We start from the raw sequence: 23,419 nt of genomic DNA on the forward strand, positions 1-23,419 counted from the left end.
CATAAATTTACTTGTTTTGCTTAGCGAGTTCTTCATCTGTATATACCCGTAGGGATTCAACAGTTCTCTCCAAGTCTTCTTTACTATTGTTCAAAGTTTCAATTTCTGAAGACATTGAACTAATTTTGCCGTTTAACTCTAATAATGCATTTTCTTTTGAGGATAAAGAGTCTTGTAATTGTCTTATGACTGTTTCATTTTGAGAAGAAATCATCGATATCTTCTTCTCGTACTCAGCCCTCAAGCTATCTAACGCTTGTTGTTTTTCGAGACCTAATTGCGCAACTCGATTGTCCAATTCAAGTTGCTTCTGGTCTAATTCAGCTTGTTTGACTGCTACCTTTTTATTACCTTCATCAATCTTTTCCTGAATTTGTTTTCTCAAGCTGGCTATTTCTTCTTGAAGACCATTCTTTATCTGACTTTCAGCTTTTAGCTGTTCAGTCAGTTCGTCTACAGCCTGTGCTTTTTCTTTTCCGTACCTCAAAGACTTACTAAAGTTCTCATATATTTGGTTAATATTCTGAGCAAATGACCATTTTGTAGAAGCAGCATATCCAACAATGCCACCAAACACAAAAACTGAAGCAACGACAACAGATAATAAAACTTTCTTCTTGTTCACTAGAACTCCTCTTTCATTTCTTATCCTTTTACCTACAACGATTGTCACATGAAGAAAATATGACGTCCTAAGTAGCTAGCTAAAAAACTAAGTTTCACGACAGTTCTCCCTATATACATATTCAACTTACTTTTCAAGAAGTAATAGGGAGTAAACTAAAGGAAAGGTAAGTCAAATATGTATTGAGTTTGAAGGTCAAGAATAAAGGGACACAAGGTCCCTTAATCAAAGTCTTTCGATAAGAAGCAGTCATATTTAAAGAGTCTAATTGCTTCGCTGATTTCAGATTCACTAAATTTGTATCTTGTGACCAGAAGGGCGTGCCCCTCTTCAAAAGTATCAGTTGAGAAAAAAATTTCGATAATAAATGAAGCTTCGTAAGTAGTACCCTTTATACTAGGTCTTCCATTATTAATGTTGAGGTCCCATACGATGTATCTATATCCTTGTGATAAATTCAAAACTTGACTCTTGGATATTTAGAGGGCCAGATTAAGTTATTATTTAACTCATATTTTAAACCATCCCCACTTTGACGGCTTTTATTTTGGTGAATATCCTCCTGCCGTTTCTTCCATTCGGCTTCAATTTCTTTTAAGCGGTCATATTCTAGTCTAGTAATAGTAACAGTATCCATATCTTCTCCTACTTGATAATATTTTTTTTGTATTCATTAAATAATGATAATAATCGATAGATATCCTCGGGTTTATGCCCATCGTATTCTGGTGCATTAGGAGTTTCTTTAACCGTAAACATATCCCAATATTCTAAATCGTAATGATAAGAGTAAGTACCGGCTGGTGTATCGAAAACTAGAATGAATGAATTATCAAACATGGTACCATCAGCATGTTTTAAAGATTTTGATGAGTTCTGGGGAAATGACCAGGCCACCAACAAGGATAGAATCATGCGATGGGTGTACAAATCTTCAAAAGTATGCCATTTATCAGAAATAGTTTTGGTACTATGCCCATGTTCTTTCATTTTCAAAATAATTTTGTTTACTTGAAGAGGTGTGAATACAAAATCGTCTAGAGGCTTGTTTTTATACTCATTGACTCTATTGGTCAAGTTCGTAATCATTTCTGTATTTTGTTTATTTGTGTTTTTCAGAGTATCAGCAGTACGCTTCTCAGATTTGTAAAGACTGTGCAGCGTCTCATACCTTTTTCTCCACTGAAAAGTTGAATATTTGAAGAATGCTAAAGTTATTAGCCAAAAAATTAAAGTTATAAAAAATTCCGATTTCATATGAAAACCTCTATTCTATATATTTATCTGTGATGCTTATATCTCAAGAGCCATAAGAACCTTTTGTAAAAAAGGAACCTGCTCTAAAACTATTATCGATTACATCTCCCACTTGAACCGCATCATAATAGGCTTTATCAACGGGAAATGCAATCTCAATTCGATTCATGGAGTCCTTCATCATATCTTCTATATCTATCGAGTAATGTTCTTGACCAACTTCCACAACAACAATATATCGGTCAAAATCATTTGCCGAAGACAAAGAAGATATTGTTTTACTTAGCTCTTCTTTTTCAACTTGCAGTTCGTTTATTTCTTCACGCAAATTATTGCGTTCGACTTCAGTTTCGGATTTACATCCGGACAGAATAAATACTGATAGAAAAATAGCTATCCACAACATTCTTTTCATAAAATTAGATTCCCTCAATCCTTTAGTCTATCCTTTTTGCCTTTGTAAAAGGCACTTTTCGGATGGTTAGCTCATCTTCTAGAGCAGTGATTGTATCTTCATAATAAGTAATGCTACCGTAACTCATAGTATTTTCAGCGGGGAACTGAACCATGTTTTCACGACGAGTAAAAATTTGTTCCTCGGTCCAGGTTTCGTATGGTCTAGTTTTCCTTGTAGTAGCACCATTTACATTATATTCCACAGTAATACTATCCACGGGTAGCCAATTACTTATGTCATCTTCATAGGCTGATTCTCCATAAACAGACGACGTCTTAAACAACGTTAACAACTTAATGAACTCCTGGTATTTCTTACGGTCCACAATACGGTATGATATCGAGCGATGAATATAAGACTTCTTGTAAATAGCAATTTCAATACCATCGAATTTAATGTATCCATATTCAGATATACCATCTTCATGAAAATATTCCGCTATCTTGTAGGCCTTAAAACTATACGGATTAAATTTTTGAAACTCTTCAACATATTCAAGCTCCATTTTGTCAAAATGAAGGCCTTCAATTCCCATTTCTAGCAAAGAAACTACTCTAGTTTCACTAATAATTTTTGACTCTAAAAATTCACTCACTTTCATACCAACACTCCGTTCATTTTTTATTGATGCTCATATATTTTAAGCTGCAGATTGTTTTCTTATATTATGACGAATGACGTTACATATATTTTGCGAAGAACTGTCCATCTTTTCCGCAATCTCGGTATAGGTGAAACCTCGAAGATATAACGAGAAAATTTCTTTTGTACGGTTGTTTAAAAGAAGGGTATTTATATTCGCACATTTTTTTAAACGAATAGCGACTTTTTTCTTTCTTCTATTTTCTTCAGATTCGAATAATATCCTATTTTGTTCACAAAAGGGACACAAATCATCTTCTGAATAACTTGTCTTACACTTAGGACAACTTACTCTCTCACTGAGATTGTCTTCCACCCATGGCACTTCTTGACTAACCCATCGCAAGTTTTCTTTGACTATATTGAAGGGATTGTTATCAAGAATTTGGACGTTTTTGTATTTTTTTGGATTAGGAATGAAAGTCTTAGCATATAGTTTATGCAGATAAACTATCTTTTTCTTACCTCTTCTCGTTACTGCAGTAATGAGATAGCCGTCACTTTCCCCTTCAGTGGACATTATTGCCGGGACTAAGTCACCATTATTCAAAATCTTAAAGCATGAACCATCCTCGAATAGAACCAACTTTCCGTTTTCTACTACTTTTGACGAAATCTTGTCTCCAAAATTTAGAGGATTATCCTGTAAAGATTTCGAAACATAAGAAGAGATTATACCTGAAACATTTGAGGTCGTAGTATTTCCTTGATTTGCGATATTAGTAATGCTTAACCCCTGGAGATATAATTCAAAATATTGCCTTGTTTTAGGACGAAGAGATACTAAATTAATTAATTGGCATTCTGTTTTTCTGTAACTGAGAATCTCCACTGATTTATTGAGTCTTCGTTCAAAATCTAGCTTATTTTTTTCGCATATTTGACACGATTTTAAAGACTTATGGTTTCTTTTACCGCATTTTTTGCAGATGATTGAGTTCTCTTCATAAGTCATACTGCCTTTTGCTCTAATATAGCTAGCTGACACCCATCGTATATTGTTTAAAGAAATATTGTCTGAGTTACCATCAATGAGTTCTGCAATCTTATAGTTGTGTGGATTAGGTAAAAAAGCTTCAGCAATTAATCTGTGCTGATAAAATCTTTTTTGTTCACCATCGATTGCGTGATTTACAAATTTGTATGTTCGTGAAGTAGATTTTAATTTCAATATATTCATTTCTTTAATTTTCCCGTTAGGGAGTCTCTTGAAAATTGAACCATTCTGCTTCACCCACAACCCCAAATGTTCTAACAAAACTGCTCCATTTAAAATATCTTCTTGAGCCACTGAGGCATCACTCTCTTTCGTAATTTTGGAAATACCACACAAAGAATTCTTCATCATCGGCAGTTTCTGCATCTGGTAAATCACCTGCGTCAAACCACCAACCAAGTTTCCATTTTCTATGACAAATATCCCGCTCACTAAAAAATAAACAGTCATCAAAATCCGGAGCCCTAACAGCTCGAATATCAATAAAAGACTCTGGCTCTAGGTAAGTTCCATATATCATATATCTTGCCACTCGTGCATTTTTAGCAAATACGATATCTGAACCCGCTTCTTCGTTACCTTTTTCATATACTAAGTAAGCTTGCATTAACTAACATCTCCTATATGTTGAATTTCAGAAAATGAACATAGCATAGTATTCATACTCCAGACATCTAAACCATCTAATGCAATATCTTTGCAGTGGTCATCAGGCAGTCTCATAATCACACCAGTATTTAGAACTGCTTTTACTTTCAAGATTTCACTTGTATATCTAACAAATTCTCCACTAGCTATCATAGCTAACCTCCGATATCCTACAATTTTCTATATCCTATCTATTTCCAGATACAGGCCCCTAAATCTCCTACATCTCAATTCATAGGAACGATTAATAGAGTAGTCATACTCCTTATAGAAGAACTACCTATAGAGAATGTCCCTTTATATATAGAAAAAGATAAGAGAATCCATTCGATGAAGAATAGAACCTCTTATCTTAAAAGCAGGTATGCAAGAGGGGGAAAAGGAGAGTCCTTCTTCTTACATACGGATAATGTCAACCAATAAAATAGTCAACCTTTTTTTAACCACCGCTCTCGATGGCCATTCTTACGTTTTCATCACGAAAGAGCATTTTATACTTAAGCTGCTCATCCTTTAGCTGTTCCTCGAGTTGAGCTATTTCTTGATGCTGGTCGATAATCTTATAGGATATGCCACTTAAACCGACAATGGTCAATAAAATAGCAAGGATAGAAAGGCTACGATTCATTAGTATCTTCTCCCTCTACCTCTGACCACCCATAACTACAATAGCTCGAAAAGATATCTTGAGCTTCTTCGGCAATTTCTTCTGCCGTCGCATTGTCTTCGACTTCGAAAAATTCAACTTGACCAACACCTGCCCACGTCGTTTCAATATCTAACCTAATTTTTTTGGACATACTTATCACTCCTTTAATCAACTTTCTCAGTATATTTTTATATCTGAAAATCAGCCTTTTTTACCCTTTGATATACCATACATAGCATCCATATACTTTAAAAAATTTTCTTTTTCCATTTCTTGACCAATAATTTTTCCATACTCCTCAGCTAAATAGACCGTGGTTTCAGCCAATAGTTGATAAGTCCTTATAGCGTTAGTATTAGAATCGACTGTTATTTCTTCTTCTAGAGAAGGTAATGAAATCTTAATCAACAATGGAAAATCCGAAGTATTACTTAGAACATTTTTAAGTTCTTCTATATCCATTACAGCTCTCCTCCCAAGCTATTCATATGTCTTAGATGAATATTAAGTCTTTGGGTAAACTAGATAGTTTATTCTTAATCAGTTTACAAATGTCAATCGTTTACTTTTAACCATTCATTCAAAGTATCTAAGACTTCGATGAACTCTTCATCGCTATTTATGTGGTTACGATAATATCCGGTTATATATGATGTAAAAGCTGAATGAATAGCAATAAGTTTCGAATGTCCATAGGCGTAGTGGTCCTCCTTAACGTCTCTGACAATTATCTGCTGATTCTCGTTGAGTTTTACCTCTTTTGGTCCATCAATTTTATTAACGATGTCCAATACGGCAGGTGTTCGAACTATCGCACATGGAAAATTCCCAGGGTATTCACACTGGTCCCCAATTGCTTGGATGGCTTCTTTTATATTCACATTCATACCTCGTTTTCTTTTTACTGACTGATAATTCTGTCGGTCTACTTTTTTGAGACCATCAGAATTGACGGTCACAAACTTAGATTTGCTAGCTTGTCGGATAGTTAACTATGCAGTTATTTCAACTAACATATTCGACCACGCTTCAACAACACGCTCAAATAGTTCATCCGTAAAGTTCATATCGCCATTCTCAAACACTAACTTATACCCTCCACCAATAGGATGTGCTGTATAAGTTTCATCTTTTAAACAATGTCTTCCTTCTGATGAAAAAGCTTTTGTACATAAAAATTTCCTAGTCGCATAATTAATATGGATTGATTGCTCCATTTTCTGCCTCCTTACAATTTGCTATTTTGGTGGATAGTGGAATCAGACTTCTTCTAAGTCCCTTCTCATAAACCAAAATTCTTCACCGTTATCGAATTTAATCTTTAACGCAAAGACTTGCGCATTTATTACTTCAGTACAAGTACCAACTGACCCTTGAGGCACGATACTTGGATAACGTGTCTTATACTCTTTGTAAATTTCATTCATTATTTTCAATTCCTCTCTGATTTGTAATATCTTCCTCTAATCAAATATATTGGTAGATTATTATCTTAAAAAATTAGCCCTTTCTAATAGGATTATCTTGACTAGTAAGTATTTACTTTTTCAACATCAGATATTTTCATTATGTTACCGATATTATGTTCATCAATACGAATGAGATTAGGATTTCCATTGATGTTTACATCATTCACTACTGCTAAATCACCTTTTTCAAAATAGGTATCATCAGCCCTAACTGCCATCATACTATTTGCAATAACCTTTACAGAATCTCCTACTTCTAACTTCATAAAAGTTCCTCCTATTTCGTTATCTCTGTCACTATCGTACTTAATCATGACCTTCTGAAACATCACGTCCACACATAGGACAAAAATTAATTAAAACTATATCATCATCATTGTTCCCTCTAATATCTAGACAACCGTTTAGACCATCAATTCTGGTATCAATTTGATTGAAATCAGTTTCAAGTGATTCACCATAACAAGTGCCTTCTTTTGGTGTGCAGTACTTACATTCTTTCAAGTTAGCTTCCTCCATTCCTTAATTTCCTTCACTAATGAACTATCTTGGCAGATAATGTAAATCCTCGTGCGTGTCATGTCCACATCGTGTACACTCTCCAGCCATTTCAGGTAACGGGTCATCTTTGTAATAATAGGGATAAACCGCATAGTTATGACCTTTGTATTTGCAAATCGTAGATTTAATAATTTTATGCAGTCTAGCAAAAATTGGGTGCATTTTATATCCTCATATTCCGCTATCTCTTCGACCAATCAACTATCTTCTTGATTATTAACTTAAATACTTCCGCTTACAGATTTAATCAGTCTCAAGATTCTCTTTCTTGGCTAATAAACGGAAATTATCGTAGAAATAATCTAAAGAGTTATCCTGAATACCTGCTTCATCATTACTATAAAGCTCATCATTTATGCCATTTACTAACAAAACACCATCTTCATCTATAGCTTCTACAAAATAGACTTTTGCTTCATGTGCTCCTTTGCGAATAACTAAATCTCCTACTGATAATTCAAAAATCGCAGGTTTCAATTCCCTTGTGTGAAGTAATAGTGCTTTTAATTCATATTCAAAAGCAAAAATTCTTCCACAACTATTACATTTCTCGTTTGTGAATTCAGTATTGGGTTCTTTTCCATTTATTTCTGTACTATAAGTCGTCGCACAATAAGGACACGTTATATCCAACATTCGATTCCTCCTATTTGTTTACCAGATGTACCAATCATTTATTTGGTTGGAAAATGTTTTTAACTTTGTTGATGTTCTTTAACTTTTCTGAATTTAATAGCGCATTCAGCATGCTGCACTCGCCATCCGTGACCCTTCACTTTCTCAAAGTGACCCTTACCTTTTTCAACACGTTGAGCACAACGATAGCAATAACCTGGATACTTATTTCTCAAAATTTAAACCTCCGTTAAATAGTTGATACCCATTTATTTTTATTCTGTTTAAATTCAATTTTTTCCAAATTTACATTTTGAACGAAATTATAAACCAGATGGGCTACATCCAAATACCCTTCACACTCTGTTTCGCAGAATGTAAGAAACTCATGCATTGTTGGTGAGAATTTCTCTGGTACATAAGCCCAAGTATTAATCGTGCAAAGCAAATAATTTATTTTTTCCCTATGTTCTTTGGTATCTTTTATCAGAACATATTCCAATTCACAGCCAGTGCTGCGACTTTCAATTACATCGAATTTATTAAGTTCACAAATAAGTATTTCATCCATTTATACTTTTTCCTTTCCTACTTGATACCAATAATGACAGGAAATGCATGGTTCTAAGCACTCAGTAACTATATTTACGCTTTTTGGACTAAGCCATCATAAATCTCTAACACCCTATCTTTGTTAGCGTCCATCCACTGAGCAACATCAAAACTATCGCCATGAGCAAAATAACCATCCTCATAGCCAATTTTAAAAAAGCGAATCATTTCTAAGACGTTCTCATGGTCACTTTTAGGATGATTAAAATATGGGAGATAACTTTTATTTCTAATGTGATGTAAGAGTAATCTTTTTGTTTGTGCAATCATCCTTCTATGATGTATTGTTGAACACCAATTATTAATCATTTTTTTCATCGCTTTACACCCCTATAACTACATCAATTTGAAAAATAATCAGTTCAAAATGCCGAACAAATTCAGCTTAATTACTGCGACCATTAAACAAGCTATTGCCAGCATCATAGGCACAAACTTGAAAAAAAGTTTAGATAAAGCATTACTCGTACTAGTAAAAGTTGTTTGAAAAATCATATAAATACCAACTACAATTAATAAATAGTAAGCCATGAGCCATTCCTCCTATAATTTTGTTAATTATTAATGATTCGATTATATTCTTTGATAGCTAATTCATTGTTTAGAAAAACGTCTTCCGAAGAAACATTCTTTGTAACACCTGCTACCTTATTTAAGCTTATTGTTGCTGAGGAAAAGTATTTCTCTATAAGTATTACTGGAATAATTGCCTTATTTTTTCTATCTAAAAAATATGCTTTGACATTATTCTTCATCCTAGAATCTTTCCCCTTTTCCACATTTCTCGCATTCGTACAACTTTCGACCAGAATTGTTTTGGCCAAGATAACGAAAACTATGCTCACACTTATAGAAAACCATTTTGACCAATCGCTTTAATACATTCATCCCTACACCCAGACCTCCTTCTTTTTAAAGTTCCGACTCCAGGACTGACTCTCTAACTTTATATACAGAGATACAGACCCCTGAAACCAATCACTTACTATCTCCCTATATATACCCGTCTAATATATATAGCAATCCCCCTAATAGAACCTATTACATATATATAAATCTCTATAAGAGAAGACTCACTATATATAACCTCTATAGATAATCCCTATATAAGATTCCATTCAGTTTAATCATTCAGGGAAAGAAAGAAAAAAGGGAAACGGGGTTGGGAGGAAGGTTGCTATATATATATATAGCTATAGCTCTATAAACAGTAGGTAATCCTCTGGTATGGTAATCGTTAGATGGTAAGTCCTCAAAAACAGTAGAAAGTATTGTACTCTCTTAACGCATAACCCATAAACACAACCAGATGTATCTATAGGCGCATTCCTATATATAGAGTCAAGCTCTTTACCCAGCTGTTCCAGCATCCCCTTTGCAGATAAATAAGACTCCCTTTCAACAGGAACCGCTACTAGATTATCAAATACTTGGTCTAACTCAGCATTGACGAAGCTGCTTATCAATGCTTGCCAGGCAGAGTGTTGGTCATCATATATATATAGATGGTTCACCCTTATAGATGTCTCTTTTCCAGCGATGTTTGTACGCTCAATCTCATAGCTCTCCTGTACCTCAGTCTTTATCTCTACAATAGTCAAATTCTGGTAGTCAATGTAATACATAGGTGATGCTCCTCTCGGTTGTTTGTATATAGAAAAAATATAAAGGGGAATCTCTATATATAGTTTATCCCCCTATCAAGTTCGGATATCTTAATCAGCTGCTAAGTCATGTTGCTAACGAATGATTAGTTGCCGCAAAAAAAGATTGTAAGGTTGTGGGTATGGGTGGCAGGTGGGTAATATATATATAGAGAAAATCAGCTTAAATAGTTACTCAATAATCATTATTTTCTGACAGAATTTTTAAAGTAACTTGTTGCACATGGTATAACAATCGCCTCTGTCGTTAGTAAAATTCCTCATCTTCGTCTTCTTCGTCATCATGATAAAAAAAATTATGAGTACATTCACCAGAATTTGAAAAATGCAATTCATAAATCATGTTATCCGAAAACGTGACTTCTGCGATTGAAGAGTCCTCATAATAAGAGAAGAAAATCAATACCAAGTCAGTTTCACTCAATGAGTTCGAAATCTCTGGACCATCCAAATCAAGAAGTGTGATTTGTTCATAGAATAGTTCAAATAAATTAGTATATATACTAGGACAAATCTGGTTATAACCATCTTTAACCCTGTAACTCGAATTTCCAAGAACACCATCCCACGAGAACTTTATAATATTTTGCATTCTTGATAATCTAAATAACGTTTCTGCAATTAAAGGATTATATTTTTCTACATCGGTTTCCATAATTTTCCTCCTGACACTTTGAATTGTTGAAAAAAGAATAGGAGATTCATGATGTAAAGATTATTCATCATCATAATCATCATCCCAATAACCTTCAGTCTCATCCCCATCTTCATCATCCAACAAGTCAGATTCATATTCTAAATAGCTACTGTGGAGGTATTCTCCATTTTGGTCAAAGAACAATTGATATTTACCACCATCTCTACTTTTTATATCTACACGTGCAGAACGTCCATAATTGTAAAAAATGATATTAAATTCTTGAACGTGAATATAATCCAGATATATGTCATCGTGGAATATATTAAGATGGGTAATTTCTTTATAAAATAAGTCGATTAGCTCCATATAAATCGGAGAACATTCATAAAAAGCGGATTGTTCTATCTGATAGTGACCAGTTCTCAAAAAACTAAGCCATGAGAAATAAGTAGCCCCAATACCTTCAGACAAACCAATTAAAGACTTTGCAATGAGGGGATTATACTGAACCCCAGAAGAAGAATTCTCTGTATGATATTCATTCATCATGTAGCTTACCTCCTTAAGTCAATAAATATTTAAACAGCAGTTCAGGAAAGGATTTAGATGAATAATTTACACAGTATTCCATAAAGCATGTAAAAAGGGACTCCCACCTGTATATGAGTGCCAATAGTTTGGATTGATAAAATAATTACTACTTTCATAGTGAAAACAATTTTTTAGGACATCAACACACCTGCCTCCTAAGTTCCAAACAATCAAAGGGCCATCTTCATGATTTTTGTTTCGGTTAAACGAAACGTCAGTTCCATATGCTATGCTTGAATAGATAGTCATTTCATCTAAATATAAACTTCTAATATACGTCCATATATCCTCAGAAATACATCCTCTTACTTTTTGAAACATGCCATCTAACAATAAAAAAGTGTCAGAGTCAGGTGCAACAGACATCCTCTCCCCAGTCCTGTACTCAATGCGTATTGATGTAGGAAATCTGGTAATAGATTCTATATTTTGTTTTTCAAAGAATATAGCCACTAAAGGGGAAATTTCCAGATTGAGGATAGAGTTAGCAAGTATTGTATTATCTTCAAAATCAATAATATTCGTCATTATTTTACCTCCGGATATTTTTCGAAAAGTCGCAAGAATCTGTTTTTGCTGACATCGTAAGACCTATGTTTTTGAGACTCATATAAGTCTTCATCGTAATCTGAAACTGACTCAATCATTCCAATACATTCACCGCTATTGGAAAATATCACCATAGGGCCTGTGTACCCAATTTCAATAGGTAAAAACGAAATGTCAGTACCAGAACTTCTGCTAGAAAAAATCTCCACCCTCCGAAGCTTATTTTCATCGGCATATTTCAAAACACTTTCAGGCAAACATGAAATAATCTGTTCTATAAACCAATCAAATAGCTTATAGCTATAGTTGTTGTGGTCGATTTTTACTGACGGACTTTGAATTCTATCAACCTTGATTATGGTTCCCAATTTTGTAATGCTGACAATATTTTGTAATTCAAAGACAGTAGTAATTAAAGGACTAATATCAAGATTGGACGTCTTATCAATCAATTCATAAAAGTTATCATAGCGAAATTCGAGCATACTAAATCCTCCTTCATTAATTAAGAAAATCGTAAGATTGCGGCACCATAGTAATAAAAAATGTGTAGACCTATTTGCGGTTAGAGGACCTTTAACCTCTAAAAAGGGAATTTATCCAGATTGGAATAAAAACGCCGTAGAACGTAAGGTAGGACCATAAAATCAGACACCCTGTTTCATTAAAGTTTTCTTTTTTAGGACCTTGCCCCTCTAAAAGATAGGGGGTTCTCCAGAGGTGAAACAACAAAGTCCTCCAGAGTAAAATCCCGAGAAAATCCTCTCGAAAAAAGGAGAGCAAATTACTCGCTCTCCTCTCCTCTTCTCTGCTCTCTCTAAACGAATATACAGAGCATGAGACTCTTACGAAGCATGAGATGTACTATAGAGAATGTTGTTATAAACTCCAGAGTGAAAAATAGGGACGAAATCCTCCAGAGGAAGTTCCCCAGAGGTGGTAAACGTCTCGTAAAAGAGGTCTTGTCTCATAGAGTACATGCAGATACCCTCTAGAGTGTGTCCAATAATTAGAAAGTCTCCACATTGGATAGGGACATCCTTTCTAATAGGACTAGCTCCTTCAAGCGAGTAAGTGGGAAGGGAAGTAGACCCGTCTTTGTGGACAGAGTTCAACTTAGGAAAATAACCATCCTCAGATAAGTAGTCTTCTAGGAAGAATTGACGATACCAGACTCTTTCACTAGTATGAATCCTTACTCCTGGGTACCATTTCGATTCGTTTGTCAGTTTTTCAGGGTCATGTATTTGTTTAAGATTAAGTGCCATAGTTAGCATAGTTGCCTGTACCTCCTTATTATTAGTAAATGTGATAAGAAATAGATAAAGATTAAACTTAGCAATGGGAACTTCATTTCATCCCACTGGTAATCAACTAGCTCAACTGGGCGTAGACCCTCTAGGGACTCACTATATGGTGATTATTCCCTTTTAATCAATTTGTCAAATAAATATGTAGTATCCAATGTCATTTTCAGGCCCACAAAGGATTGTGGAACTATAAAAAAAAGAGAGAAAGCACTCGCTCTCTCTCCTCAATGAAGAAACTTATAACATAAACAATTGGTGGGTTTTGGAGTACCCATAATAAGAAAGACTCACCACATAAGCGATGAGTCAGAAAAGTTTGCTTAGAACGGCAGGTCATCATCAGAAATATCAATAGTTGAATTCCCGAATTGATTACCGAAATTGTTAGCAGGCTGGCCTTGACCAAAATTGTTTTGAGCTTGGCTTTGAGCTTGACCTTGGAAGTTGCCTTGAGGCTGAGCTTGCCCTTGGAATTGATGTTGCGCTTGGTTCTGAGTTTGTCCATTGTTAGGACGAGCAATCATAGACGGGTCAAAAGGCACAATCAACTTATGAGCATAGCGCAAGATTTGAGCTGCAACTAGTTTATTCAAGATAACAGGTGATGAGTAATTCTTGGCACCAGATTCATCTAGGTATTCACTTTGGTATGGACTAAAGCGCAATGCACCTTCATCTGTTTGGTTAATCCAACCACCGGTACGAACTAAGCCGCCAGCCATAGTGATAGTCACACGAGCAACTGACTTCGGACGATTAGGGTTGTTAGCAGGTTGTAGAAAGATAGAGTCGATGTGCAGTTTATCGTTTGAAGAGTAATTGGTCACGAGGTGTGCGCCATCAAACTGGTCAGTCATGTACCATTCAGGACCGATATCCCCTGGTTTTGTAGAACGAATAGAAAGTGCTTGTAGTTGAGATTGTTGACTGCCATAGCCTTGCCCAGCGACGTTTTGATTTGTGTTGTAACCTGTGCGAGTATTATTTTGTGCAAAAGACATGTTAATTCCTCCAATAATTTTTTATTTTTATTAGAGTGACGAATACTAATTTCCCCTATATCGTGTATAGGTGATACGCTGTATCAATCACTCTTTCATTGTCAATACCGGGCGTAGCCCCTCTCTCTCCTCAAAGAGAAGAGGACAACTGTTAAACAGCTGTCCCGGCTTCTAGTGCTTCATCAACTAGAGATTGTGTTTTTGTAGCAACATTAGCAGTTTCTTTAACTGAGTTTGATAACTTAGTTTCTTGGACTGCCTTCTTTTCCGCCGCCTTGCGTGCTTTCTTTTCTAGACGGTCGGCTTTACGTTTAGCTAGACGGTTTTCATAGTCAGCCTTAGCTAAGTCTTTCAATAATGCATGGTCATTGACTGATGCAGATACTGCCATATCAAAGACTTCTTCATCATCAAGACGGTCAACCTTCAAGCCGTTAGCTTCTAAGACACTGTATATGTGTTCAATTTGAACAGCAGCCTCATTAGCAGACACATGAGCCACTGCAACTGCTTCTTTTACATCTTTTCGTGTAGCTGGTAAAAATCGGTCAAATTTTTTGGTTCCTGATGCAAGTCGTAATCCTTCTAACATAGTAATTCCTCCATTATCTTCTTGTTGTGATTGGTTGTTGCTTCATTTCTTGTTGATACGTATAAGATGCCACTGCTGATTCAAAGTCAAACAGTTTCATCTTCTTGTTTCTCATCATGCTGGTGTCACAATCTAGTGAACTTCCAGTCATCAAAGCAAATGCTGCATCACAATCATCGAGCATTCTTTCTAAACGCTGTTGATTGCCACGCTCAACTACTTTTGGGTAACGTGCTTTCATACGTTTGACTAAATCAATCTGGTTTTGTGGAATAGCATGCTCTCCCCACTCTTGTTGAGGAATGTAGAAAATCACATCATTTTGAAGACGTTCAGCACAATACAGTACAAAACGGTCAAAACGAGAATAGATAGGAATCAAAAAAGTCTGCCCACGCCACTCTGGCTTAGACAGTTCCTCCCACACTGCATGCTTGATTGCTTTCCAGTTGAAATCCTCTTTACGAGTAAAGTAACTATTCGGGTCTTCCCGGTTACTGATAAATGCAATCTTAGCCATGTACGACACTCCTTGCTAATGTATAATCCATTGACAATTCATTTTCGTAATAGCCTAAATCACTTAGGGCAATCTCTTTGTCTAGTTTTGAAGAAAAAGGATTCTCCAAAATCTCGTTACATTTCTTAATGGCCTTAAGGTCTCTTGAAACTGCCGTTTGTAGAGGTTGCGGCATTTTTTCTTGGACCTTTGCGTCAGCTAAAAATTTTCGTGCGTCTTCCAATGTGTGCATAATTGTCATAAGTATTCCCTCCAAAGTTTTCTTCTATTAAGGCAAAGCCTCTCCTCGTACTACGGGCGTAGCCCACAACAATTCATTGTAAGAACATCTCTGACTAACAAAAAAAGACCCGGAGGGAAAAACCCCCGGCTCTCGTTCAATGACCTATTCAGTTGTCTGCAACTAGTCTTTAAAGAATGCTCTGCTGATTAGGACGGTTAATCCAATAACTGGTAACCCGAGAAACGGATTGACCAGAAAAATAAATAAGATAAACAATACGAAGAGTGTTGTTACACACCCTCCACGTCCCCACGATAAAGCAAAATATATCATAACAAAAAATGCTCCAATAAATAGAAATGCCGCCATATATTTGCATCCCCCCTTCCCTTTTTCTTCCTGAATCAATCAGGTTAGTCTCTATAAACTATCTTCAACGCAATATAGGTAACAACTTCTTCAAGAGTATTAAACTTAGATTTAACATCATTGAACTTACTAGTTACTACAAATGATGCATTAATGAATCGAGCATTGTATCCAAGGTACTGAAGTTTCCCTGTATTTCGATACTGGTCATATAAGATAGATTCAATCTTATCAAAGTCAGCTTTGATTACTTCACTATTTTCAGGAGTAATGGTGATGTCGATATCTTCACCGTAGTTATCTCCTACTATGACAGAAATACCTTCAAGAAAGTTGATTACTCCCTCCAGTACATCTGTTTCATTCGTGTTACCTAGTCTATCACGCTTTATCTCACAAAGCGTCTTAATTTGATTATCTAACAATGCTACATCTAGTTTCATCGGTTGTTCCTCCTTTAGTGTTAACGGCAAACTATTCTACTTCAGTCAATTTGTAAATATAAAAAAGGACTACTCAGAAAGCAGTCCCAGTTTATTCATCACATAATAAGACATATCATCATCTTGCTCAATCAAGAGGTAGATATTATGAATAGGTGTTTGCTTCCCTTCATATACCCCTGCGTGAATATCGTCCAACACTTTGTCAGTGGTCTTCTTTTCAATGGTGGATATATTATTCACCAATCTGATAAAGCCATCGGCAAAACGTTCATACTTAGTTGGTAATGCTACTATATTCGAATTCATAATCATTCTCCTCTTCTGTAACCTTTTCTAAATCCAGATACAGGACCAGACTGCCCGGTTCTGCGATGATACGTGTACTAATACCTTTTAGAGAATGAACCATCTCTTGTACTGTGTAGTAGATAACTACTAGAGGGATACCTGCATCAACCATCTTCTCCATTGTTTCTGCAAACTCAACTATGTGACCATAATTCACATCAACCGAATACTTCAGAGTAACACCATCACGACTAAAATCTGTTTTATAGTTCTTACTAAACATAGCCAACAGTCCTTTCTTTTCTTGTCTTGAGTTAAACCTTTTCTCCATAAGACGGTCAATATCAAACATCCCCATTCACCTACATTCCCATACCCATCATCTAATAAATAAGAAGACTATCTCTAGGGTAAAGAAATTATCAATCTCTACGAAGGGCGTAGACCCCCTCTATTCCTAGAGAGGGACACTCTTCTAAATTTGCCAACTAACTGTAAAAGGAAAACCCGCAGGGGGGAAAGCTAGAAGGGCAAATCGTCATCTTCATCAAACTGGTTAACAGAGACATCCTTTTGTTTAGATAGTCTCTCTTCTTCAATCTGTTTCTTATATTCCATCGTTAATTCTGTAGACAACCGTTTACGGTATTTAGCAAACTCCTTCTCATACATAAGAAAGAGTCGTTTACTATCATTCAAGAACCATTCTCGGGTATAAGGCATTTTCGCTTCTTGTTCCAGGAACAGTATCATCTTTATTTCATCTCTCGTGTGCTTCCAATATCTCATCTCGAATCCCTCCTAAAATTAAAGAGGAGCTACCAGTCTACGGTTCAACTACCCGTAGCCGGAGGCTCCTCAAATTCTTTTGTTTAATAATCAAAGTCGACATTTCCGAACAACTCAACTTCTTCATTCATAAATACATCTGTGCTATCTGAATACTCATTGATGGTTCCCCCTACTTCTCCTAGTTCTGAGTAAGTATCCTCATCTGACTCTGTATATCCGTATTTCTCCTCACGTTGAGCAACCATTGTACGAATATTGTTCTTGGTTGTTTCATTGAATGCTGCAACGACATCCGCCAAGAAGACTTTTACAAAGGTAACGCCATTGCGATTATAAGAAGCAAACCCAACTACTGAACCTTGATACAAATCATAAACTCCTGTGAAGACAGAAGATTTCAAAAAGCATTTGTCTCCACCAAAGCGTGCTGCAAATTCATCCGCACGAGCAACATCTTTCAAGAAGGTATTAGTCAAAGCACCTACTGTTTCTTTCTTTGTAAGAGAAGCATTCTCTGGGCTCATGACTAAACCTTTCCATACTAATTGACCATTCACCTTCTGAACTTTTAGCGGTTTATTTGAATCAGACAAATTCTTCAAGAAGCTCTTCACTGCGTCCACTTTCTCATCTGGCACTGAGAACTCGGTGATGGCATTTACTTTCTTCATAGGAATGTTCAAGTCATACTTACCCTCACGAAGCATCGCAAAGAATGAGATAGTTCCTTGAGCAAACAAGTCGAATACTGAAGCGAATCGAGTATAAATATATTCGCCATTTTCATCCATTCCATTCATAACTTGAGTGTCTTGAGCTTTTCCTCGAGTCATTTGAGCAATTTTTGCATGTTCAATTGATGCATTTTCTTCCAGCAAGAACAGATATACTGTCGCAAATAGCAATGCACCATTATACCCATCTGAATCGCACAACAAACGTGCTTCTACTTCAAACTGTGCTTGGATTTGTTTGTACTCCATGTACTTCACGACTGCCAAGTTTGCTTTTGCTTTTGGTAGATTGTCTTTAACGAAAGTATATTTGCGACTAGTTGAGTAGTTGCTGAAGTTATTATTAACGAAACGACCGTTTGGATTTTCTTTAATCTCTTCTTCAATCAATACATCCAAAATATTGATATAGTCATTTTTCTTAGGTTGAACAGTATCCCAGTAACGACGAGTGATATTGAACCCTTGCGTTCTGATATCTTCTAGGTTCACTTCAGGATTAGTATTCAAGACATATTGAATGAACGCTTGGCACTCCAATACCAAGTTATAATTCCGCTCATTATAGCGGCTGCCAAACAATGCTTCTTGACTCTTAACAAGTTTCTCTACGATACGAGTGATTTCGGATTGGAAATAACCGCCCTTCACTTGGTTTTTAGCAATGAAAATAGTACGAGACTTAACCATTTTATTTTGAACTTCATCAGGTTTGACATGGAAACGATTCGTATAGATATTTCTTCCTTCAGAACGTTCCACCAATTCTGCTTTATTCGCTTGTACCGCTGAGTTCATGCTATTCATCATATCTGTAAATTTTGTCATTGTTAGTTCCTCCAAATTGTTATAAGTTTTGTTATTGTTATATAGGTATTACGCCTCAACGCCTAGACGATTAACGAATAGACGTTGCAAGCTGATTCCAAATTCTTCTTCCAAATCTTCAAGTACTTCTGCTGATGAGCCTGTTTCAAACAAAGCTTTATCGATGAAAGGCATAAATTCACGATATGCCCCACCATGTTTCGCTTTATCGATTTCCCAACGAATAGCCATTGCCATATAATGTTCCAACTTGCCGTATCCACTTACTTCTTTACCAAAGTATTCTTTTTCAACTTCAAGGTCTAAAAGTTCAGCAGATGTTACAGTTGCTTCAGCCTCTTGTTTCGCTTCTGTGACTGATGCCAGGATATTTGTCAATGTACCGATATCGTTACCTGTTAGTGATGTCATCAAGAAGAAACGGCAAATTTTATCTAAGACTAAACTTGCGCCTTTTCCATATTGATTGTATTTTTCTTTGTTGAATACTACATCAAAGCCATTAATTGTCATCTCTAGAGTTTCTTTTGCAAATCGTTCTTCACGTTCTGTTAATAGACCTTCTGGAAGACCACCACCAATAGTTTGACCAAATGGGCAACCTGCTACTAATGTTTCTTTACCACTAGCGTCTTTAAGAATTGAGTAGTCTAAGAACAATGGTTGTTGTTTCATATGCTTAACAACTTTCTCAGCTAGAGTAATGATGGCAAAGTCTCCATCAAAGTCGGCACCACTCATTGCTTCAGGATTCATATCCCACAAGCTGAATACCACACAACCTTCAAAGAACCCACGTTTAACTGCTTCACGGTAGCGACTTGCATACCCACCTTTTGAATGGCCACCTGCTGTCTGATAAAAACCAGATACAGTCCCGTCAGCCATTACCTTTCTACTTTCTTTAGTATGCAGCATAGGGAATCGAATACATCCTGCTTCTCCATAAGCTGGAACTAATTGACCATTTACTTTTCTAGGGAGAACAATCCCATCTACTTTAATCCCTGCTTCCATCCCTTCTTCATAAACGACAGAAAGAAGACCTTCTACTAAGTAATCAACTACTAGAAGAGGGTCAACTGTTAGATATGCGTATGCTGTATCTCTCATATAAAGGAATTGTCCTGATGCAACTTTCGCATAGGTTCCTTTCAAGTAACTTTGAACTTTCTCTCTTGTTGCTCCAGATTTCAAAGCTGCTACTGGATTAGCTTTTACTAATTGACGAGTTAAATCATCTGCACTAGCATTGGCCAATAGTTCTTCTAATTCCATATCATCATTTACATTGAATACTGCTTTAACATACTCAGGGTCTAAATCAGATACCTTTTCCCATACTGCAGCATTTTCTTCGATTGCAGCCTTAGCAGCTTCTGCATTGTTAAATAGGTTCAAGTATCCTTGTCGACTCAAACGTCCCACCATGTTTTCTTCCACTTTGCGATTGACATTTAATGCTGAGAAGAAGATATCGCCTTCTTCAAGGAAGTGATGAATCGATGCTTTCACTGCGCCAGCAAACAAAATGATATCTGCATCTAGTCGTTTAGTAAGACCAGGCACTGCTAACATCAAACCCTTGCTGTAAGGAGTCATACGAAATTGAACGGCGGCTTGCATGCCCTTTTTACCATTCATCTCTTGGTAAATCTCACGTGCTACAGATTCGTCCATGTATGAAATACCATCTGTCTTAGGAGCATCGATGACAACTTCATAATCAGAAACTAATTCCATCTCTTTGTTCTCATTGAATACTGGAGCTTCAATCAGATGAGATTTGATAACTGTAAAGTCTTCTGGTAACACCAGGATAGTACGACCATTCTCATACGCATAGTGTTGACCAACAACATCTACTTGTTTGTACGAGTCGCCATCTTTTTCATGAAATTTGAAGACTCTTTCTGTCACAACTGCTTTCCCAACATTGTCAAACAAACCTAGCTCAATACCTGATGAGTTAGCTAATTTGAAACGAGTGAAGATTTTATTCATAGGAAACTTAACTTTGTCGTCTCCTACCTTTTTGGCAAAGCTATCAAAAGTAACTCCTGTTTGGGCAAGCATCGCCAAAGTTGTAATGGTTGGTTGATTAGCGTCAATACTAGCAGTTACGACAGCATCATTATCCCCTTTTCTTAACTGGGATACTGAACCATAAGCAAACTCCAAAAAGTTGTATGGCTTAACAAAATCCATACCTGAAGATGCTTCTTCAAATGTAATAGCATATCTGATATAATCCAAGATAGAGCGGCCTAGCTCATTAGTTAATTCATTTGTAACTGGATTCTTCAACAATCCAGGAATGAGTCCACTAATTTCAAGGGAGTAGATGTGCGGTAATACGTATGCATCTACTTCTTTTTCTTTGCTCACGAGTCCTTCAATAGAGTCTTCAACAACTTGAATCTTATAGTTTTCGATGAATCTACCTAATTGACGATGTTGTTGTCCAGCTGAATCCAGAGCCCAATGATAGTTAGGACTTGTCGCATCATAGAGATTCTCTTCTACTCCTATGACGATACCCCCATGAAGAGCTGCAGCTTTCAATTCTTCAAACTCTTGAATAGCCCACTGTTGTGTTCCGAATACTTTTGCAAACTGTTTGGCATTTAACCCCATCAATTTAGAAGATTTAAACACTGAATTGATTGTTGGTGTTTCATCTGTCGTGAATAAGACTTCCAAAGATGAAGACTCAACATTTCTACGAACAACACCGTCTAGTCTCTTTCTCATATCCCCTGCTTCTTTCATTTCTTTTTTATTTTGTAATGCTTGAATCAATTTGTTTTGTTCAACCTGTTTTGCCATGACCATTTTATAGTCCTCCTTTTTCATCTGTTCTTTCTTACCTGTATCTGTATTTAGTACCCATCCATGATTAAATCCGTACTCCATTGAATAATTTGCATTGTTTATCATTATATTTTCCTTCTTTCTTCTATTTGTTTATTACAAGAGAGAGCTCTCTTATTTCATTTTGATAATTTGTTCAATCTGAGCATCATTACTGATGAATAGAATCAACACTGCTGCAGTAAGAAAAGCTATTGTTGTCATTCCAAGAAATACTTGTAATCCAACAGTTATTAACAGGGCACCGAGTAATTTGAAACGATACTTTAAACTTGTTGAAAGTAATCCAATCCATTTAAGCAGCAATACAAAGAATATCAGGCCAATTATCCCAACAATAAGATTCCCATAAGCCATAACACTCATCGCTTTAGTCAATTCAATCATCCCGTATGCATATCCAGTGAAGAACACGCTTGTTCCTAATACCGCTCTAAATCCACCCTTAAAGTTCTTTGTTTTCATCATATATTCCTCCATATTCGTTTTTATATTTAAAATTAGTAATAAAATTCTATTAATTGAATGCTATTGCTAATCCTGTTAAACCATATTTAATTTCTGTGACGATTGCTCTGTAGATGCTATTAAAGATAAAAGCAGTACGTGTTGATAAAGGAACATTACCTTGGGACATCACCATCCACTCATAACTCATTGAGGTTAGTCTCTTATAACGGCGAATTGTTCTAATGACATACATGCAGATTCTAAAAGGAGCTTTCAAAACGAACATACCAGTATCCCATACTAGTTTTACAGCTTTCTTACACAAAGAGCCTGCGCCAATTAAAACAGTACGAGAAACTTTACCTACAAACTCGCCAGTTTTAGCGGCAGAGGTCACTTCATCAACTATTACTGGCTCATCATCAGCAATAACATTATGGATATCAGAAACCACCGTCACTGAAGAATCAACTGTCCAACCTGTTGATTGAGCAACTAGTGTATCTTTCTTCTCTTCAACCATTGTTACCTGACCCGTAACTCCTTCTTTGAATCCTTCACAAAAATCCTTCATAAATTTAAACATTACAATTCCTTCTTTCTTTTGTTGTTGTTATAAGCTTGATGGGTGGGCACCGAAAGAATCCACCAATCATTCTTATACAACTACCTTGCGCCAGAAAAATTTATAAAACTTCTACATTCTATAGGGTGTACCTAGTTCAGTGCACAACGGTCACCATAGGGGGTGGGCTAAAATCAGAGGGGTCCCCCCTTCGCTGAATTACATTTTCTCAAAATTAAAATTTACTAAGTTTTGAGCTTTATTGAGTGAATTTTCATTTAGGGGCTAGACACAGCGTCCAACTGGCTTTATTCTAAGCAAGCGAAGAACGAAACTCAGTTTGATATGTGAGAGTATCATCCGAGATGCCAGAGACTAATAACATGACTGTAAGTGAGGAACAAACAGTGGAAGAATAATGTGGTGCGGTTACTGAGCCACGAGCATCCTC

At 36.2% G+C, this 23,419-nt stretch carries 38 protein-coding genes; all 38 read right to left on the reverse strand.

Going from position 1 to position 23,419, the window contains the following annotated elements; all coding sequences use genetic code 11:
• Positions 1-7: 7 nt before the first annotated feature.
• The 38 genes from IGI72_RS18635 to IGI72_RS18820 all read right to left on the reverse strand — a co-directional run bounded on the left by IGI72_RS18635 (position 8) and on the right by IGI72_RS18820 (position 22,989).
• On the reverse strand, positions 8-625 hold the full coding sequence (locus IGI72_RS18635; RefSeq protein WP_438755283.1) for a hypothetical protein: 618 nt from the start codon (positions 623-625) through the stop codon (positions 8-10).
• A gap of 457 nt (positions 626-1,082) precedes the next feature.
• Positions 1,083-1,262 (reverse strand): hypothetical protein, encoded by a 180-nt coding sequence (locus IGI72_RS18640; RefSeq protein WP_438755285.1) that lies wholly within the window; start codon positions 1,260-1,262, stop codon positions 1,083-1,085.
• 8 nt (positions 1,263-1,270) lie between these two features.
• Positions 1,271-1,882 carry a WDGH domain-containing protein gene (locus tag IGI72_RS18645; protein ID WP_438755286.1) on the reverse strand — a complete coding sequence of 204 codons (612 nt, stop codon included), beginning with the start codon at positions 1,880-1,882 and terminating at the stop codon, positions 1,271-1,273.
• A 43-nt stretch (positions 1,883-1,925) separates the two neighbouring features.
• On the reverse strand, positions 1,926-2,297 hold the full coding sequence (locus IGI72_RS18650; protein ID WP_438755288.1) for a hypothetical protein: 372 nt from the start codon (positions 2,295-2,297) through the stop codon (positions 1,926-1,928).
• 22 nt (positions 2,298-2,319) lie between these two features.
• On the reverse strand, positions 2,320-2,940 hold the full coding sequence (locus IGI72_RS18655; RefSeq protein WP_438755290.1) for a hypothetical protein: 621 nt from the start codon (positions 2,938-2,940) through the stop codon (positions 2,320-2,322).
• 39 nt (positions 2,941-2,979) lie between these two features.
• Complete coding sequence (locus tag IGI72_RS18660; RefSeq protein ID WP_438755291.1) at positions 2,980-4,344, reverse strand: hypothetical protein; 1,365 nt, start codon at positions 4,342-4,344, stop codon at positions 2,980-2,982.
• Positions 4,280-4,585, reverse strand: a complete 306-nt coding sequence (locus tag IGI72_RS18665) for a hypothetical protein (RefSeq protein ID WP_438755293.1) — start codon at positions 4,583-4,585, stop codon at positions 4,280-4,282. The genes IGI72_RS18660 and IGI72_RS18665 overlap by 65 nt, the downstream gene beginning before the upstream one ends.
• The gene (locus tag IGI72_RS18670) at positions 4,585-4,779 is read right to left on the reverse strand and encodes a hypothetical protein (protein WP_438755295.1); all 195 of its coding nucleotides are present in this window, start codon (positions 4,777-4,779) and stop codon (positions 4,585-4,587) included. Before IGI72_RS18670 ends, IGI72_RS18665 begins: the two co-directional genes overlap by 1 nt.
• A 286-nt stretch (positions 4,780-5,065) precedes the next feature.
• Complete coding sequence (locus IGI72_RS18675; protein WP_438755296.1) at positions 5,066-5,254, reverse strand: hypothetical protein; 189 nt, start codon at positions 5,252-5,254, stop codon at positions 5,066-5,068.
• Positions 5,244-5,426, reverse strand: coding sequence for a DUF7167 family protein (locus tag IGI72_RS18680; RefSeq protein ID WP_438755298.1), 183 nt, complete (start codon positions 5,424-5,426; stop codon positions 5,244-5,246). The genes IGI72_RS18675 and IGI72_RS18680 overlap by 11 nt, the downstream gene beginning before the upstream one ends.
• 50 nt (positions 5,427-5,476) lie before the next feature.
• On the reverse strand, positions 5,477-5,737 hold the full coding sequence (locus IGI72_RS18685) for a hypothetical protein (RefSeq protein WP_438755299.1): 261 nt from the start codon (positions 5,735-5,737) through the stop codon (positions 5,477-5,479).
• Between the two features lie 92 nt (positions 5,738-5,829).
• Positions 5,830-6,156 (reverse strand): hypothetical protein, encoded by a 327-nt coding sequence (locus tag IGI72_RS18690; protein ID WP_438755300.1) that lies wholly within the window; start codon positions 6,154-6,156, stop codon positions 5,830-5,832.
• A 111-nt stretch (positions 6,157-6,267) separates the two neighbouring features.
• The gene (locus IGI72_RS18695; RefSeq protein WP_142425087.1) at positions 6,268-6,492 is read right to left on the reverse strand and encodes a hypothetical protein; all 225 of its coding nucleotides are present in this window, start codon (positions 6,490-6,492) and stop codon (positions 6,268-6,270) included.
• Positions 6,493-6,534: 42 nt separating this feature from the next.
• Positions 6,535-6,702: a hypothetical protein gene (locus tag IGI72_RS18700; protein WP_325837270.1), complete on the reverse strand. Its 168-nt coding sequence runs from the start codon at positions 6,700-6,702 to the stop codon at positions 6,535-6,537.
• 101 nt (positions 6,703-6,803) lie between these two features.
• Positions 6,804-7,010, reverse strand: coding sequence for a hypothetical protein (locus IGI72_RS18705; RefSeq protein ID WP_438755301.1), 207 nt, complete (start codon positions 7,008-7,010; stop codon positions 6,804-6,806).
• Between the two features lie 40 nt (positions 7,011-7,050).
• On the reverse strand, positions 7,051-7,248 hold the full coding sequence (locus IGI72_RS18710) for a hypothetical protein (RefSeq protein ID WP_438755302.1): 198 nt from the start codon (positions 7,246-7,248) through the stop codon (positions 7,051-7,053).
• Between the two features lie 300 nt (positions 7,249-7,548).
• Positions 7,549-7,941, reverse strand: coding sequence for a hypothetical protein (locus tag IGI72_RS18715; RefSeq protein ID WP_438755303.1), 393 nt, complete (start codon positions 7,939-7,941; stop codon positions 7,549-7,551).
• Positions 7,942-8,170: 229 nt separating this feature from the next.
• A complete protein-coding gene (locus tag IGI72_RS18720) occupies positions 8,171-8,491 on the reverse strand; it encodes a hypothetical protein (RefSeq protein WP_438755304.1) in 321 nt (106 codons plus the stop codon).
• 74 nt (positions 8,492-8,565) lie between these two features.
• Complete coding sequence (locus IGI72_RS18725) at positions 8,566-8,850, reverse strand: hypothetical protein (protein WP_438755305.1); 285 nt, start codon at positions 8,848-8,850, stop codon at positions 8,566-8,568.
• Positions 8,851-8,889: 39 nt separating this feature from the next.
• On the reverse strand, positions 8,890-9,063 hold the full coding sequence (locus tag IGI72_RS18730; protein WP_413155913.1) for a hypothetical protein: 174 nt from the start codon (positions 9,061-9,063) through the stop codon (positions 8,890-8,892).
• A gap of 23 nt (positions 9,064-9,086) precedes the next feature.
• Positions 9,087-9,287 (reverse strand): hypothetical protein, encoded by a 201-nt coding sequence (locus IGI72_RS18735; protein ID WP_438755306.1) that lies wholly within the window; start codon positions 9,285-9,287, stop codon positions 9,087-9,089.
• 438 nt (positions 9,288-9,725) lie between these two features.
• Positions 9,726-10,157, reverse strand: coding sequence for a hypothetical protein (locus tag IGI72_RS18740; RefSeq protein WP_438755307.1), 432 nt, complete (start codon positions 10,155-10,157; stop codon positions 9,726-9,728).
• Positions 10,158-10,443: 286 nt separating this feature from the next.
• A complete protein-coding gene (locus IGI72_RS18745; protein ID WP_438755308.1) occupies positions 10,444-10,851 on the reverse strand; it encodes a hypothetical protein in 408 nt (135 codons plus the stop codon).
• A 60-nt stretch (positions 10,852-10,911) separates the two neighbouring features.
• Positions 10,912-11,385, reverse strand: coding sequence for a hypothetical protein (locus IGI72_RS18750; RefSeq protein WP_438755309.1), 474 nt, complete (start codon positions 11,383-11,385; stop codon positions 10,912-10,914).
• A 66-nt stretch (positions 11,386-11,451) separates the two neighbouring features.
• Positions 11,452-11,955 carry a hypothetical protein gene (locus IGI72_RS18755; protein ID WP_438755310.1) on the reverse strand — a complete coding sequence of 168 codons (504 nt, stop codon included), beginning with the start codon at positions 11,953-11,955 and terminating at the stop codon, positions 11,452-11,454.
• Positions 11,955-12,461, reverse strand: a complete 507-nt coding sequence (locus IGI72_RS18760) for a hypothetical protein (protein WP_086373264.1) — start codon at positions 12,459-12,461, stop codon at positions 11,955-11,957. Before IGI72_RS18760 ends, IGI72_RS18755 begins: the two co-directional genes overlap by 1 nt.
• Positions 12,462-13,606: 1,145 nt before the next feature.
• Positions 13,607-14,287, reverse strand: coding sequence for a hypothetical protein (locus IGI72_RS18765; RefSeq protein ID WP_438755311.1), 681 nt, complete (start codon positions 14,285-14,287; stop codon positions 13,607-13,609).
• A 151-nt stretch (positions 14,288-14,438) separates the two neighbouring features.
• Complete coding sequence (locus tag IGI72_RS18770; RefSeq protein WP_438755312.1) at positions 14,439-14,879, reverse strand: hypothetical protein; 441 nt, start codon at positions 14,877-14,879, stop codon at positions 14,439-14,441.
• 13 nt (positions 14,880-14,892) lie between these two features.
• Complete coding sequence (locus tag IGI72_RS18775; RefSeq protein ID WP_438755313.1) at positions 14,893-15,399, reverse strand: hypothetical protein; 507 nt, start codon at positions 15,397-15,399, stop codon at positions 14,893-14,895.
• Positions 15,392-15,640, reverse strand: coding sequence for a hypothetical protein (locus IGI72_RS18780; protein WP_086373258.1), 249 nt, complete (start codon positions 15,638-15,640; stop codon positions 15,392-15,394). Before IGI72_RS18780 ends, IGI72_RS18775 begins: the two co-directional genes overlap by 8 nt.
• Positions 15,641-16,035: 395 nt before the next feature.
• Positions 16,036-16,434, reverse strand: a complete 399-nt coding sequence (locus IGI72_RS18785; RefSeq protein WP_438755314.1) for a hypothetical protein — start codon at positions 16,432-16,434, stop codon at positions 16,036-16,038.
• Positions 16,435-16,503: 69 nt separating this feature from the next.
• Positions 16,504-16,743, reverse strand: coding sequence for a hypothetical protein (locus IGI72_RS18790; protein ID WP_086373255.1), 240 nt, complete (start codon positions 16,741-16,743; stop codon positions 16,504-16,506).
• Positions 16,712-17,077 carry a hypothetical protein gene (locus tag IGI72_RS18795; RefSeq protein ID WP_086373254.1) on the reverse strand — a complete coding sequence of 122 codons (366 nt, stop codon included), beginning with the start codon at positions 17,075-17,077 and terminating at the stop codon, positions 16,712-16,714. The genes IGI72_RS18790 and IGI72_RS18795 overlap by 32 nt, the downstream gene beginning before the upstream one ends.
• 170 nt (positions 17,078-17,247) lie before the next feature.
• On the reverse strand, positions 17,248-17,514 hold the full coding sequence (locus tag IGI72_RS18800) for a hypothetical protein (RefSeq protein WP_438755315.1): 267 nt from the start codon (positions 17,512-17,514) through the stop codon (positions 17,248-17,250).
• A gap of 83 nt (positions 17,515-17,597) precedes the next feature.
• Positions 17,598-19,079: a hypothetical protein gene (locus IGI72_RS18805; RefSeq protein WP_438755316.1), complete on the reverse strand. Its 1,482-nt coding sequence runs from the start codon at positions 19,077-19,079 to the stop codon at positions 17,598-17,600.
• A 48-nt stretch (positions 19,080-19,127) separates the two neighbouring features.
• Entirely contained in the window at positions 19,128-22,019 is a 2,892-nt protein-coding gene (locus IGI72_RS18810; RefSeq protein WP_438755317.1) for an RNA dependent RNA polymerase, read from the reverse strand.
• Positions 22,020-22,067: 48 nt separating this feature from the next.
• Entirely contained in the window at positions 22,068-22,418 is a 351-nt protein-coding gene (locus IGI72_RS18815) for a hypothetical protein (protein ID WP_086373250.1), read from the reverse strand.
• A gap of 52 nt (positions 22,419-22,470) precedes the next feature.
• Positions 22,471-22,989: a hypothetical protein gene (locus IGI72_RS18820; protein ID WP_438755318.1), complete on the reverse strand. Its 519-nt coding sequence runs from the start codon at positions 22,987-22,989 to the stop codon at positions 22,471-22,473.
• Positions 22,990-23,419 lie beyond the last annotated feature (430 nt).

The sequence above is a fragment of the Enterococcus sp. DIV1059_2 genome (assembly GCF_051713685.1).
In the GTDB taxonomy this organism is placed as follows: Bacteria; Bacillota; Bacilli; order Lactobacillales; family Enterococcaceae; genus Enterococcus_D; species Enterococcus_D casseliflavus.